The sequence below is a fragment of the Butyrivibrio proteoclasticus genome, assembly GCF_900115735.1.
GTDB lineage: Bacteria > Bacillota > Clostridia > Lachnospirales > Lachnospiraceae > Butyrivibrio > Butyrivibrio proteoclasticus_B.
Genome location: NZ_FOXO01000002.1, coordinates 66788 through 82305, shown reverse-complemented (window position 1 = coordinate 82305; position 15518 = coordinate 66788). Strand labels below are relative to the sequence as shown.

The window sequence follows — 15518 nt, the reverse complement described above, 5'->3', positions numbered from 1 at the left end:
GCAGCTTTTTATTTTTGGTTTATATATAAAAACAGGAAGTGATTAAAAAAAAATCAATTCCTGTTTTCACCATTCTTATTCTACTGTAACTGATTTAGCAAGGTTTCTTGGCTTATCAACATCAAGTCCTCTTGCAACTGATACATAATAGCCTAAAAGCTGAAGTGGAACAACTTCAAGTGATCCAACAAAATGTTTATCCATCTTAGGAACATAAGTAACGAAATCTGCCGTATCTTCAATCTCATATCTTCCATATGGTGCAAGTCCCATGAGATAAGCGCCTCTACTCTTACACTCTACCATGTTAGAAATAGTCTTTTCATAAAGATTATCCTGACAAAGAAGACCAATTACCAAAGTGCCATTCTCAATAAGACTGATAGTACCATGCTTAAGCTCACCTGCAGCGTAAGCCTCTGAATGAATGTAGGAAATCTCCTTCATCTTAAGGCTGCCCTCAAGGCCGATTGCATAATCGATACCTCTTCCGATAAAGAAGATATCTTTTGAGTTAGCAATCTTAGCCGCAAACCACTGAAGTCTTTCCTTGTCATCGAGGATTTTCTGAATACATTCAGGAATTCTTGAAATTTCTGCCATGTATTTATCATATAAATCCTTTTCGATTTTTCCACGTACAGCTGCAAATTCAAGTGCAAGCAGATATGTAACAACAAGCTGACAACTATAAGCCTTAGTGGTAGCAACTGAAATTTCAGGGCCTGCTACAGTATAAATTACATAATCAGCTTCTCTTGCAATTGAAGATCCTACAACATTGACAATAGCAAGGGTCTTAACTCCTCTTTCCTTAGCCTCACGAAGAGCCGCTAAAGTATCTGCTGTCTCACCGGACTGTGAAACAACAATAACAAGATGATTTTCAGAAAGAAGCGGTCCTCTGTATCTAAATTCGGATGCAAGCTCAACTCTTACCGGTATGCCCGCAATATCTTCTATTACATACTGAGCTGCCATTCCAACATGCCATGCACTTCCGCAGGCAACAATTGTAATTGCTGAAATGGATTTAATTGTCTCTTCATCCATTTCAAACTTGGAAAGATCAACTTTGCCATTAGTAACAAGTGAATTGATTGTATTCTTTATAGCTGTTGGCTGCTCATGGATCTCCTTCATCATAAAGTGCTCAAAGCCGCCCCTTTCAGCAGCCTCAGCTGAAAACTTGATCTCAACAAGCTCTTTTTCAATAAGATCGCCATTAAGGTCATAAAACTCTGCCTTCCCCGGAAGGAGTCTTGCCATCTCATTGTTGCCAATATAATAAACATTCTTTGTGTGATTAAGGATAGCAGGAACATCTGATGCAACAAATGTCTCATCGCCTGCAATTCCGATGATCATTGGGCTGTCTTTTCTGGCAACATAAATCTCATCAGGATAATCAGCAAACATTACTTCCAACGCATATGAACCACGAACTCTTACCATAGTTTTTGCAAGAGCATCAATAGGTCCAACTTTATACTTCTTGTAGTAATAATCAACCAACTTAATAGCAACCTCAGTATCTGTGTCACTATAAAACTCATAACCATTCTTTAGGAGCTTTTCTTTTAACTCCTGATAGTTTTCGATAATACCATTATGAACACCTACAACCTCAGATTCTACAGTTCCGGAAGCAGATCCGGTGCAATTGCCTGATACATGAGGATGCGCATTTATCTGGGAAGGGCCACCGTGAGTTGCCCATCTTGTGTGTCCGATACCGCAACATCCAATAACGCTCATTCCATTATCAGTCTTCTCTTCGAGGTTTTTAAGTCTTCCTACCGCCTTAACAACCTCTGCTTTATTATTCCCATCACGAACAGCGATTCCTGCTGAGTCATAACCTCTATATTCCAGTTTTGAAAGGCCTTCAAGCAATATAGGTGCTGCCTGATGCTTTCCGATAAATCCTACTATTCCGCACATACTTTTTTTCCTTTCTTATGAGGATATCTTTAATATAATAAATGAAATGCTATAAAATAGCAAACTTTATATAAGTTCAAAATGCTTCATTGCGTGATATATACCATCTTCATCAAGAGGCAGCGTTATATAATCCGCATATTCAGACAGATCGTGATATGTACCGCCCATAGCGACGCCCGTTCCCGCTGCTATAAGCATTTCTTTATCGTTAATGCTATCACCAAAAGAAAACGTGTTTTTAATATCCTCTCCCAAAAGCTCACAGACTTTCTTTATTCCTGTTCCTTTATCAAATCCCTTTGGAACCATCTCCACAACAGTATCGCTGTGAATAATATAACTATATAGATCAAGCATCTCTTTATAACAGGCATTCCTTTCAGCTTTAGAAACATCCGTTGCACATGAGAGCTTATTCATTTCCCAATTGCCCCAATTATCCTCTATTCCTCTTAAGTGACTCCCCATCTCCTGCATAACCTTTTCGCCATACATATCGCCTGCAAAGTCAGATTTGTCCATGTAGAGATATACAGGCCCTTCCAAGATGGGACGAAATCCATATTTTCTGACCGTTTCTACAGTTCTTATTGCGTCATCCTTTGGAATTATCCTGTTAAAAATAACTTCGCCATTGTATTCAATCATTGTTCCACAGGCAGAAACAATTCCATCAAACCCTATAGATAAGAGTTCCTTATTGGTAACAAAGCCCCTTGCTCTTCCGGTATTTATAAAGCACTTGTGCCCATTTTCTCTGGCTGTTTTAATTGCAAGCTTCGTCTTTTCCCTTATTGTGTTGTTGTAATCCCACAAGGTCCCATCAATATCAAAAAATAAAAGCATTTTCAGCAAAACTCCTATCAAAAATCATCTTATTCCAAGATAGATAAAAAGGCAAAATAGCGTCAATAATGATTCTGTTGCCTGCATCAGACTTATACTTCTTAAAATATCCTCTTTATCTATCATTTTTATATCATCACCTATAAAAGGCTTATCCTTAATCTTACCAAAATATGAAGCAGGGCCTGCAAGCCTAAGTCCAAGTGCTCCTGCGCACACGCTTTCACATTGTGCTGAATTGGGACTTTCATGATTGTACCTGTCTCTGCGCCATATCCTGAAAGCTCCAAAAGGATCATAACCAAGTATAAGCGCTGAAAAAATCATATATAAAGCACTTATTCTTGCAGGAATGAAAGCGAGAATATCATCAAGTCTTGCTGCAGCAGTACCAAAATATCTGTATTTATCGTTCTTATAGCCAATCATTGAATCCATTGTGCTGACTGCCTTATAGATAAAGGCAAGCACAGGTCCGCCAATAATAAGATAAAACATCGGACATATAACTCCGTCATTTGTATTCTCCGAAACAGTTTCAACTGTCGCTCGAAGTATCCCTGCTTCATCAAGGCTTTGCGTATCTCTTCCAACTATCATTGAAAGCGCTCTTCTGGCACTCTCAATATCTTTCGGCAGAGCGGCAAGAGGTCTGTAAACATCCATTGCTGCGTCTCTTAAACTTTTTCCGGCAATTGCAAAAGATGATAACACTCCCATAACCACAATTCCAAAAACACGATCTATTCTAAATGCAACAAATACTATAAGCCCTGTGACCGTTCCGGTAATTACAAGAACTATTATTACTAAAATAACTCCCATTACCCGTTTTTTTCTATCGGAATCCTCTTCTTTAAGCAGTCTCCTTTCTAAAAATGTGATAAGAGCGCCAATTGCCTGAACCGGATGATAAAGCCATTTAGGATCGCCAACGCACGTATCAAGCGCAATTCCTATCAGAAAAGAAACCAAAAAATCCCTGTAAAATAGTGCCACTATATACTCCTTAAAATATAAAACACCCCGTCAACATAACAAATCCCCTACATAAAAAGCCAAATCATAAAGGCAAAAGAAGAAACCAGTTCACAAACACAGACAAAGAAGCCTGCAAGATCTCCTGTTAGACCTCCAAATTTGTCATTTGCCATACGATGATAATATATGAAAACTAAAAATGAAGCAACAGTTCCCAGCACTCCAGCAACTTTCCCAAAATAGGTCATAAGAAAAATGCAAATTATAACCTCTATGGTCATCAGAGCTTTGCACTTTGTCCTTTCAGCCCCTTCTGCAAAAGTGTACAAAGTCCCATTACTCTTGGCACATTTAAAACTAACCACCGCTATTCCTGAAAGAATACGAGATAAGAAAAACACAAGGCTCCATGAAAAAAATATATCAAGCTCAGCATGAGCGCTTACAATTGTCAACACTGTAGCAAGAAAAATGCAGCTGTATAAAAGAAGTCTTATAACAGCAAAGGCTCCAATATGAGGATCTTTAAGAATTTCAAGCCGCTTTTCCCTGTCCCTGTATGAGCTTAGCGCATCACTTGTATCCATATATCCGTCTAAATGGATACCTCCGGAAATTACAACCGGAATTGCCAAAATAAAAAGCGTTTTGGCAACATCCGGAATCATCGCAAAATACGCTCCAAAGAGATAATACAACAAAGAAATGATAAAAGAAATAACTAGTCCCACAAAAGGAAAAAAACAGATGCTGTATTTCATGTTTTCTTTCTTCCATTCAAATACAGGCATAGGTATTCGTGAATACATGGAAAAAGCAATTGCAATAGATTTTAAGACATTCATAGCTTTATCCCTCTTTTACAAAAAACTCTGTAGACATCTGAATGTGCAGCAATTTTCTGCATGAATCGCCCAGCTTCTTCGCGATAATGCCTGATAAATTCATCCATAGGCACTACGCCGCAAAAAATATCGTCTATTATAATGACAGAACCTTCAGGAAAGCTTTCAACGGGTTCTTTCTCCTTCTTTATACAAGCATAGACATACCTTTCAATATGCTCATAGCACTTGTATCCCACTGGAATCTCTGCACATTCTTCGTCAAAGGTGTAGATTTCCTCCTGAGAAATTCCAAAATTCTCCATTACAAAATCTCTTTTTCCCTGAAAAGCGCCGCCCAAAACAAGCACATTTCTATTATCTGTTTTAATTTTGGTATCTTTTTTCTCTTTTATCAGCATTTCTTTTCCCGCAACGATTTCAAAAGCTTTATCAGAAAGGCTGCAAAGCCTCTCCTCCAAAAAAGAAAGTCCATTTCTATAAAGCTGCGTATATTCATCATACATAGGAGCGTCGCTTTGAATATAGTCGCTAACTATAACAAGATTTAAAACCCTGTCATTTAAAGTTTCGATATCCTTTAGCACCTTCCCTGCAGCTTCCTTGCAAAAAACATATCCGCCACCATCTGATATCTTGAACATTTCATTGGATAAAAGAGCTGTGAGGCTGTCCAAAAGGACTGTCGCATTTTCTGGAATCTTTTCAAGGATAGTATCGATGTCTCTCCCCTTTTCTATTGTAAGAAAAGGCATGTCTTTCCTGCTTTCTATATGCTTTTTTATACGTTCTTTATCCTCATTGTCAGAGGCAATCATGGTCGCAAGGTAGTATAGATTATCGCCTTTTGAAAGCTCAAAAGCTATAGCTTCAGCCTTTGATGACTTTCCATTCTTGCAGCCACCTGTAATTAGTACAAGCAATCTTATTTCTCCTGTTTTCTGATATCTTCCAGATAATCATCACATATGCCGCCACTCTCAAAGGTCCCCATATTGCAGACAAAAGCACAGGCTGCCTCCATTATCTGAAAAGCTATAACGCATCCGCTGCCTTCTCCAAGGCCCATATCAAGATTAAACCACGGCTCAAAATCAAGCATTGAGATTGCAATTTTATAGCCTTTTTCTTTTGACTCATGAGACGGAAAAAGATATCCGGTAACCTTTTCGTTTAATCTGCAGGCACAAAGGGCCGAAACCACTGATATATAGCCGTCTATTACAACAGGTATCCTGTTTTTGGCGGCGCCCAGAAAGACTCCGCACATAGCGGCAATATCAAGACCTCCAAGTTCAGAAAGGATATTAATTATATCTCCTTTATCCGAGCCGCTATTTAAAAACCTCTTTACCGCTCTTTCAACAACGCTTAACTTTTTTTGAAAGGCCTCATCTGTAAGTCCGCCGCCTCTTCCAACCAGGTCTCCAGGCAAAGCCCCTGAAATGGCAGCTAAAACCGCAGCACTTGTCGTGGTGTTTCCAATTCCCATCTCTCCAACACCCAAAACATCTACATTATCCAAAGCAGCCCTGTCTGCTCTTTCCATTCCTACAAAGATTGCTCTTATAACCTCTTCTCTTGTTAGCGCAGGCTCTATAGCGATGTTCCCGGTGCCCTTCCTTATTTTCCTGTCAAGAACCTCTTCGCAGTCATAATCTATTGCAATCCCAACATCGACGATCTCAGTCTCAATTCCAAAATGCTTAGCCATAGAAGACATACCGGTAATGCCTTTTGTCATATTAACCGCCTGGCTAGCCGTTACAGAAACAGGCGCTGAAGAAACGCCCTCACATGTAACGCCATTATCCGCGCACAGCACAATTATCCGCTTTTTCTTAAGTGTGTTTTTGACCTGCCCTGTAATACCCGCAAGCGCAATTGCTATTTTTTCAAGCTTTCCAAGGCTTTTGGGAGGTTTAATAAGGCTGTCAATATATCCGTAAGCTTCGCGCTTTTTATCAGCATCTACCCCTTCTATATCTTTAATTTTTTCCTTAAGTTCTAATTCAAAATCCAATGTCTGCACCTCAGATAAGTTTCTCTATAACCTCTATGAGTTTTTTATTGTCTTCATGTCCTCTTATGGCTATTCTGTAGTATTCATCTGTCAGCCCCGGGAAATTGGAGCTTTTACGAAGATAAATCCCCTTGCGCAAAAGATTATCATAGAAACCACCTTCTGCATTTACCTTGATTAAAATGAAATTCACATCTGAAGGAAATACCCTGATTCCAAGCCTTTCAAGTTCTCTTTCAAGGTATTCTCTTTCATTTTTAATATCCATAAGGCTCTTTTCTATTTCAAAATCAGAGTCTAACAGCTTTGCACCTGCAATCTGAGCAAGTCCCGAAATGCTCCATTCAGGCTGCAAAAGTCTCATCTTTTCAATAACCTTTTCATCACTACATATGCCATATCCAAGCCTGATTCCCGGTATAGAATAAATCTTGGTAAAAGACCTGATGATAAAAAGATTCTTATATTCATCTATGAAACATACAAGGCTCTTATCCCTTTCGTCATCCGCAAAATCAATAAAAGACTCGTCAACTACAAGAAAGGCTCCATATTTTTTGCATATATCAAGCACATCCTTCAAAGTATCTTTTTTAATTACTTTTCCTGTGGGATTGTTGGGACTACAGATATAAACAGCACTGTTCCCATGGTTTTTGAACTCTTTTACAAATCTTTCTATTTCTTTTACCCGGCTCTCACCAAATGAAAAATCATCCTTCTCATCAAGAAACAGGTATTTTACCTTTGCACCTTTCGCCTGCAGAGCTCTCTCATATCCTGAAAAAGTCGGCTCTATAATAAGAGCATTTTCTATATCAATGCAAAACGGCAAAAGCGTGATGATCTGAGATGCACCATTTCCCATAACTATGTGATCTGGTGAAATATTATTTTTCCCGGCCACTTTGCGAACAAGTTCTTTACTCTCCCTGTCAGGATAAAAACTGGTAGCCTCTTGAATCTCCTTTTTTGTAAACTCAATCTCATTGACAAAAAAGTTGGTATTAACGCTAAAATCAATCAGCGAATCACTCTTAATTTCACCGCCATGATAGTAATCTTTGTTTTCTTCCATAAATAAACCTTATATCCAATGTGAATACTGCTTTTTCATATACTGCTTTACATCAATATCAAAAGCGTCGACAAGGTACTTGCTTTCTATAAGTTCCTCTTTACTGCCATCAGCAAGAATTTTTCCGTTTTTAAGCAAAATAAGCTTATCCGCAACTTCCAGGGCAATATTGATATCATGGAAAACACCTATAAGTGTATGTTTTTTGCTCTCTTTTTTCCAATCAGAAAGGAAACTCAGAAATTCAGACTGATATTTAAGGTCCAGATGGTTGGTGGGCTCATCTAAAATGATAATATCAGTATCCTGAGCCATTGTCCTTGCCAGAAATACTCTCTGAAGCTGTCCTCCCGATAACTGGCTTATCTGCCTGTCTCTAATATCTTCAAGGCCATATTCTCTAAGGCTTTTATCTACAATCTCTTTGTCACGGCTATTAGCAATCCCAAAAACATTGTTGGAATAAAGATACCTTCCAAGCATGACCGTTTCTTCGACAGTATATGAAAAATAGATGTCAGAAAACTGCATCATTACAGAAATCTTTTTTGCTATATCTTTTCTCTTAAGATTCCTGACTTCTCTATCACCAAGAATGATATTTCCGTCATATGGGAGCATTCCTGCAAGAGTCTTGATCAGCGTAGTTTTACCACATCCATTTGCGCCCAAAATGGCAATGTTTTCTCCTTCATTTACACCAAAAGAGATATCCTTTATAACCGGGTTCTCACCGGGTTTTTTCCCGTATCCGCAGATCAGATTCTTACACTCAAGCAGCATTTGATTATCTCTTACCTCTAAAATATATATATGCAAAAAACGGCGCTCCAACAAGGGCCGTAATGGCACCGACAGGTATCTCCTGAGGTGCAAGTACAGTTCTTGATAACATATCTGCAAAAGCCATAAAGGCCCCTCCAAGAACAAATGACATAGGAATCACATATTTATGCTTTGAGCCAAATAAGCGCCTTACAATATGAGGAATTGTAAGATCAACAAAACCAATGATACCGGAAAAGCAAACGGCAGCTCCTGTCAAAAACGTTGCAAGAGCCAAAAGAAAAACTTTAACCTTCTTTGTCTCAACGCCGATACTCATGGCCTCTTCCTCACCAAAGGTCATAATATCAAGTTCTCTGACAAAGAAACATATTATAAGTGTTCCCAACACTGCACACACGCTCAAAACAGCTACATGTATCCATCTTCTTCCCGAAAATGAACCCATCTGCCATAAAATAAGTCTCTGCATATGTTCACTGTTCAAAGCACTTATAAGAGTCAAAATAGCATTAACAAAAAGTGAAAAGACCATTCCGAACAGAATGATCGTATGATTGCTCATGTTATGATCCAGCCTTCCGGACACAGCAATAACAAAAAACACTGTAAAAAGCCCTGCCAAAAAACCTGCAGCAGGTAGTAGAAAAAAGCCAAGTAATGAACTTGTTATTCCGGAAGTAATAACGATCGCAGCTCCTAAAGATGCACCGGCAGAAACACCAAGAGTATAGGATGATGCAAGGGGGTTTTGCAAAATAGACTGGATTACCGCTCCACTCACCGAAAGTGCTGCCCCAACAAAGAATGCTGTGAACGCCCTTGGCAACCTTATATCCCAGAGTATTGAGATGTAAGAGCCCTCAATACTCTGAGTTAAAGGCATATTAAAGAGCTTATTTAACAATACTGATACTATATCTGATGCAGGAATATATACACTTCCTAATCCCACACTAAGAATCAACACTAATATCGATATCAAAACTAAAATTACTATCTTAAGCTCTTTTTCTTTTTTCATATTATGCAGCAGGCTGCTCCTTGCTATCTTCTGCTCCAAACGGATCAACTGTTGTCTCGTAGTAATCAGGATATATATCCCTAGCCATCTCGATCATAGCACTTACAACATGATGATTAGGTCTGTTAACTGTATCGTTATCAATCTGATATACTGCCTTGTCCTTAATAGCAGATACATTCTCCCATCCACTCATAGATAGAATAACATTTATAACATCATCTGTGTACATATCAGCAGTAAGGATAACCTGAGGATCCATAGCTACAGCTGCTTCTTCCGTAAGTGCAGGCCACTGTGATTCTTCCTCTCCCGCAACATTAGTTGCTCCGATAAGACTTATCATCTCGTTGATATAAGTATTTGAACCACATGTATAAATTGTTGGTGAATCAGCAGATGGAGTAAAGAGTTCGAAAAGAACTGTCTTTTTCTCTTCTTCCGGAATAGTAGCCGCTATTTTGGAAATTTCTTCAATAGTAGCTTCCATCTCTTTAACAATTGCCTCTGCAGCATCACTTGTTGATGTAGCAGCTCCTATAAATCTGATGTCATCTGAAATATCCTGGAGGCTTGCGCTGCTTGGAATATCAAGGACACATACACCTGCTTCTTTTACAGCTGCAAAAACATCATCTCCATGGCTGGCACTCATACCTGTTGTGAAAACAACATCTGCGCCAAGGGCAATTATCTGTTCCTGATCTGGAGTCATCATGTCAAACTGTGGAATATCAGCGTTAAGTGAATCTGCATAGCTTGAGTATGAATATGTATCACATGCAACGATCTTATCACCAAGTCCAAGGTCTATAAGAATCTGTGTTGTTGAAGGAGCCATAGATACAATTGAATTTACTTCTTCAGGAATTGTAACTTCATTACCACTTCTGTCCGTGGTTGGTTTTGCTGATACATCTGTATTTTCAGTGGATTCTGTCTGAAGAGCAGATGCTTCGCTGATAGCTTCAGCGCTTTCCTCTGTTACTGACTCTGAAACATTCTCTGCTGTTGTGCTATTTCCACAACCAACAGCAAAAGTAGACATCATGGCAACAGCCATGACAATAGATAGAATTTTCTTTTTCATAATTTTCCCTCACTTTCTTTGGTCACGAAGAAATTCTGTGATTTACGCAAAGGCAGGTATCTGGCTTGGGCACTATACCCATCACAGTAGCGGCACTGCTGAAGATTTTCACTTCATTCCCTATTAAGTGACACCGGAGAATCCATCCTGGTCACACCATTTGCACTGACAAAAATAGCATCAAACACCCTGCTTGTCAATGTCAGAGCGCGCATAAGCTTCTTATTTTGCCACAAACAAAGTTCCCACAATCTTTTTCTCAATGACATCATAAAGCTTTTCAGGATTCTTACCATTTGTGATGATCACATCGATTCCATGCTCTGTAGCATACTCTGCTGCATCAAGCTTTGTTATCATTCCGCCTGTTCCACGATTTGAACCCGAGCCTGATGCAATTGACTTTAATTCATCTGTAATCTCTTCAACCCTGCTGATGAGCTTTGCATCAGGATTAGTACTTGGATTGCCATCATAAAGTCCATCAATATCTGAAAAAATAATGAGTTTACTGGCATTGCAAAAAGCTGCAACAAAAGCTGACAACATATCATTATCAGAAAAGAGCTTCTTTTCAGATTCAATCTCAGCATGGCTGACTGAGTCATTCTCATTAACTATAGGGATTATGTGATTCTCAAGCAAAGCATCAAATGTATTCTTAAGATTCTTACTTCTTATGGGATCTGCAATATCCTCATTATCAAGAAGTATCTGACCTACCATTCTACCGTATTCGCTAAAGAACTTGTCATAAAGATGCATGAGCTCAGTCTGTCCAACGGCAGCTGCAGCCTGCTTCATTCTTATTTCTTTTGGCTTCTGAGCAAGTCTCATCTTGCCTGCGCCAACAGCAATAGCTCCTGATGAAACAAGCACAAGATCATACCCTAGATTTTCAACTCCCGCCAAAGCTCTGCAGAGATGATCAAGAGCCCTTATATCAACATTTCCATCACTATTTGTTATTGTGGAAGTACCTACTTTTACAACTATTCTCTTCTTACTGACGCTCATAGTTTTCCCCTTTACCTTGTTAAATCATATGTTAATACTATATAAAAAGAACTACCATAAATCAATGGTAGTCCTTAAAAATGGATTAGAGGGGAGTCGAACCCCTGTCCAAAAATTCATCCCCTGTCCTTCTACTATCATAGCTTATTATTCCGAGATTCTTCATCTCTGTTCCCTCTTACCTGCGGTAACAAGCAACTGCAAATAATCGGTAGCTTCATGATACGACCATAACCGCAAAGCTTAGGCTATGTCGTTTCCTACAAAGTTTGACGCCAGTTACCGAGTGTGTAGGTGCACACGGGCTGACGGGCTGCGCTTAGGCAGCGAGTGCTAAATTATCGTTAGCGTTTAATTTTAATTTGAGGTTTAACGCGACCATCCTGCGGATAGCTTCTCCAGCTTCAAAATCCCTGTCGAAACCTTTACTAACCCTTATTTAATTGTGCTTACCCATTATATCGGTAAGCACAGATAAAATCAATACACCAGCAGTTTAGTTTTTATTTAAATTTGACCTTAAATTCTTTTTCAGCCTCTCTCTGTTGATCCTTTTTGGCCATATCTGCTCGTTTATCATAAAGCTTTTTACCTTTTGCAAGGCCCACTTCAACTTTCACTCTGCCGTTTTTAAAATAAACTTCAAGTGGTACAAGGGTGTATCCCTGAACCATCTTCTGCTGATCCAGCTTCCTGATCTCTGCTTTGTGTAAAAGAAGCCTTTTAACACGAAGGGGATCTTTATTGAAAATATTTCCTTTCTCATATGGACTGATATTCATGCCCATGATAAAAGCCTCACCTTTATCTATGCTGATCCAAGCCTCTTTTATACTGCATTTTCCCTGTCTGATAGATTTTACTTCTGTTCCAAACAGTTCAATTCCTGCTTCGTATTTTTCCTCGATAAAATAGTCATGATATGCTTTTTTATTGTTTGCAACGAGCTTCCTTGCCTTATTATCTTCTGCCATATTACACCTACGTTTTTTTATTAAGCATATACCATTGTATATATTTATTCCATATACCAATAGTTTACTTTTTCTTTTTTCTGCCCTTTCCCTGTGCACTTCTTGCTGCCTTGCTTGTAGCAGACTTTTTATATTTATGAACCTTATATACCTTTCGGGAAGACTTAGCTTTTTCCTTATTGGATGGGGCATTTTTCCTGCCTTTTCCTTTATCGCTTCCTGATTTACGCTTTTTCCTGAACTCGCCAGTTAGTGCATCCGGTTCATACTCGCTAAGATCAATAAGCTTGCCATTATATTCTACAAGGCGTCCCTCAGCGACTTTAATGTCATCACTTTCATCATCACCATCATCGTCGTTTCTTTCTTCCTGAGCGATCTCACCAAGTTTTCTGACCTTTCTTGCTCTGTCCAAAGCAATCTTTTTGGCCTTTGGGATATCTTCAAATCCATCATAGTCAAACTCATCATCGTCTTCATCTTCTGACAAAACAAGCTTAAAATCAATAGATTTTGTGAGTCTGTCAGCACCGGCCACTTTGATCATAACTCTCTGACCAAGAGTATACTCCTTATGAGTTCTCTCGCCTACAAGCTTCATGTTTCCTTCATCATACACATAAAAATCATCGCTCATAGCTGCAGCTCTTACCATACCCTCACAGGAATTCTCAAGCTCAACAAATAATCCCCAGGCTGTAACTCCGGAAACAATACCTTCAAAACGCTCACCTATATGTTTTTCCATATATTGAGCTTTTTTTAATTTATCAGTCTCTCTTTCGGCTTCCTCGGCTCTTCTTTCAGTTTCTGAAGAATGCTTTGCAACCTCATCAAGAATCTCCTCATAATGTGAGGATTTAGCCGCTGTCATTCTTCCACGCAAGTGGTCCTTAATGATCCTGTGGATCTGAAGATCAGGATATCGCCTGATAGGAGAAGTAAAGTGGCAATAATAATCAAAAGCAAGGCCAAAATGCCCTGTGCACTCTGTACTATACTTAGCTTGCATCATGCTCCTTAAGGTCATTCTGCTGATAACAGCCTCTTCTTTTGTACCTTCAATTCCTTTTAAAAGCTTTTGAAGCTCTTTTGGTCTAACCCCTTCATCTTTCCTGGTTCTGATGTGGTATCCAAGATTATTGACAAATGCAGCAAGGGAGCTGATCTTCTCAGGATCAGGCTGCTCGTGGATACGATATACAAAAGGACTCTGCAGGTAAAAGAAATGTTCTGCAACTGTCTGGTTCGCAGCAAGCATAAAGTCCTCGATGAGCTTAGTTGCTGTATTTCTTTCATGAGGAACTATATCGATCGGATTTCCTCCTTCATCCAAAATGATCTTGGTCTCAGGAAAATCAAAGTCAATTGCGCCCTTGGATTCTCTTTTCTTTCTAAGGATACTTGAAAGCTCAGCCATTTCCTCGAACATGGTCACCAGCTCTTTATACTTAGCAGTTTCCTCTTCATCTTTATCTTCAAGAATCTTAGCAACGCTTGTATAGGACATCCTTTCATTGACATTGATCACAGACTCAACAATATCATGATCTATAACTTTACCGCTCTTATCGATTGTCATAAGACAGCTGAGTGCAAGTCTGTCCTCTCCGTGATTCAAAGAGCAGATACCATTTGAAAGTCTGTGTGGAAGCATAGGGATTACCCTGTCCACGAGATAGACACTTGTTCCTCTTTTAAAGGCTTCTCTGTCAAGGGCAGAACTCTCCTGCACATAATTTGTAACGTCAGCAATATGAACTCCCAAATGATAAAGACCTTTATCATCTATAGTAAGGCTGACTGCATCATCAAGGTCTTTTGCGTCCTCGCCATCGATCGTCACCATCATTACATCGCGAAGGTCCTCTCTGCCGTACATGTCAGCTTCGCTTATCTGATCAGGGCATCTGTTAGCCTGATTTATAACTTTCTCTGGAAATTCATAAGGAATATCATAGTTTTTTACAATTGATAATATATCAACTCCGGGGTCATTTATATTGCCAATAACCTCTTTAACCTTGCCCTCAGGCTTTCTGTGCAGGGCCTGATTACCATAATCTGTGATTGTTACAACTACTTTATCACCGGTAACGGCGCTGCCATGATGTTCGATCGGAATAAAAATGTCCTGAAGGACTTTTGAATTATCAGGAATAACAAAACCAAAGTTCTTTTCCCCTTGATATGTTCCCACAAGCTCTTCCATTCCTCTTACAAGAATGTTCCTGATACGGCCTTCCTGTCTCTTACCTGTTGACTCAGGCAAAATCTCAACTTCTACAGTATCTGAATGAAAGGCGCCATGAACATACTCTTCAGGAATAAAGATATCTTCATCCATTCCTTCTACTTCAACAAAGCCAAAGCCTCTTGGGTTAGCTACGAACTGTCCTACTATATAGTTTTTATGCTTCTTTGAAGTTCCAAAAGAACTTTCTTCTACTCTTTTTAATTTTTTTCCCTTACTCATATATACCTCGGCAAGTGCCTAACTTTGGAATTTTAAAAGGCACTCTATTTCTAGAGTGCCTCAGAAAACAAAATTAAAATCTTTAGAACATATTCATGTTGAGAATTACGCTAACTACGATAAACAAAACTGATAAAACAAATGTAGCTTTCTTAAGAACACCCTCTCTTGAACGGCCTTTGTTTTTGCTCCAGTATGTATTCTCTATTGTTCCCTGAATTGCTCCAAGTCCCTGATTCTTGCCTTCCTGTGCAAGTACAAGAACAACCAATGCGGCACATACTATAATAAATACTACTCCGAAAACATAATCTAAAGCACTCACGAAAAACTTCCCTCCCAGTACCTGTATAAAAATAGTCTTGCTAATTATTTAAAGTCACAAGCACATATTACTCTATCATATTTATGCAATATCGTCAAACAATACA

General features: G+C 39.0%; 13 protein-coding genes, 1 other RNA gene, 1 pseudogene and 1 riboswitch. All 15 genes and pseudogenes read right to left on the bottom strand.

The features are described from left to right. Positions 1-75: 75 nt before the first annotated feature. A complete protein-coding gene (glmS, locus tag BM146_RS01575; protein ID WP_074883358.1) occupies positions 76-1944 on the bottom strand; it encodes a glutamine--fructose-6-phosphate transaminase (isomerizing) in 1869 nt (622 codons plus the stop codon). A gap of 66 nt (positions 1945-2010) precedes the next feature. Continuing rightward, positions 2011-2793, bottom strand: a complete 783-nt coding sequence (locus BM146_RS01570) for a Cof-type HAD-IIB family hydrolase (protein ID WP_074883354.1) — start codon at positions 2791-2793, stop codon at positions 2011-2013. Between the two features lie 24 nt (positions 2794-2817). Further along, positions 2818-3792, bottom strand: coding sequence for an adenosylcobinamide-phosphate synthase CbiB (cbiB, locus tag BM146_RS01565; RefSeq protein WP_074883351.1), 975 nt, complete (start codon positions 3790-3792; stop codon positions 2818-2820). Positions 3793-3839: 47 nt separating this feature from the next. Further along, complete coding sequence (locus BM146_RS01560) at positions 3840-4619, bottom strand: adenosylcobinamide-GDP ribazoletransferase (RefSeq protein WP_074883348.1); 780 nt, start codon at positions 4617-4619, stop codon at positions 3840-3842. Then, a complete protein-coding gene (locus BM146_RS01555; protein ID WP_074883345.1) occupies positions 4616-5542 on the bottom strand; it encodes a bifunctional adenosylcobinamide kinase/adenosylcobinamide-phosphate guanylyltransferase in 927 nt (308 codons plus the stop codon). The genes BM146_RS01560 and BM146_RS01555 overlap by 4 nt, the downstream gene beginning before the upstream one ends. Before the next feature lie 2 nt (positions 5543-5544). Next, positions 5545-6642: a nicotinate-nucleotide--dimethylbenzimidazole phosphoribosyltransferase gene (gene cobT / locus BM146_RS01550; RefSeq protein WP_074883845.1), complete on the bottom strand. Its 1098-nt coding sequence runs from the start codon at positions 6640-6642 to the stop codon at positions 5545-5547. A 10-nt stretch (positions 6643-6652) separates the two neighbouring features. Then, complete coding sequence (locus BM146_RS01545; RefSeq protein ID WP_074883342.1) at positions 6653-7720, bottom strand: pyridoxal phosphate-dependent aminotransferase; 1068 nt, start codon at positions 7718-7720, stop codon at positions 6653-6655. Positions 7721-7729: 9 nt separating this feature from the next. Then, the gene (locus tag BM146_RS01540) at positions 7730-8503 is read right to left on the bottom strand and encodes an ABC transporter ATP-binding protein (RefSeq protein WP_074883842.1); all 774 of its coding nucleotides are present in this window, start codon (positions 8501-8503) and stop codon (positions 7730-7732) included. 4 nt (positions 8504-8507) lie between these two features. Beyond that, positions 8508-9530, bottom strand: coding sequence for a FecCD family ABC transporter permease (locus BM146_RS01535; RefSeq protein WP_074883339.1), 1023 nt, complete (start codon positions 9528-9530; stop codon positions 8508-8510). 1 nt (position 9531) lies between these two features. Further along, complete coding sequence (locus tag BM146_RS01530; protein WP_074883336.1) at positions 9532-10620, bottom strand: ABC transporter substrate-binding protein; 1089 nt, start codon at positions 10618-10620, stop codon at positions 9532-9534. A gap of 33 nt (positions 10621-10653) precedes the next feature. Next, positions 10654-10796: riboswitch (cobalamin riboswitch) on the bottom strand. 46 nt (positions 10797-10842) lie between these two features. Further along, entirely contained in the window at positions 10843-11637 is a 795-nt protein-coding gene (gene proB, locus BM146_RS01525; protein ID WP_022773202.1) for a glutamate 5-kinase, read from the bottom strand. 78 nt (positions 11638-11715) lie between these two features. Further along, positions 11716-12072: a transfer-messenger RNA gene (ssrA, locus tag BM146_RS01520) on the bottom strand. 68 nt (positions 12073-12140) lie between these two features. Next, positions 12141-12611 (bottom strand): SsrA-binding protein SmpB, encoded by a 471-nt coding sequence (smpB, locus tag BM146_RS01515; RefSeq protein ID WP_074883331.1) that lies wholly within the window; start codon positions 12609-12611, stop codon positions 12141-12143. A gap of 466 nt (positions 12612-13077) precedes the next feature. After that, positions 13078-15072: pseudogene (gene rnr / locus BM146_RS01510) on the bottom strand (ribonuclease R); the annotation flags it as partial. 97 nt (positions 15073-15169) lie between these two features. Then, on the bottom strand, positions 15170-15412 hold the full coding sequence (gene secG / locus BM146_RS01505) for a preprotein translocase subunit SecG (protein WP_074883325.1): 243 nt from the start codon (positions 15410-15412) through the stop codon (positions 15170-15172). Between the last annotated feature and the right edge of the window lie 106 nt (positions 15413-15518).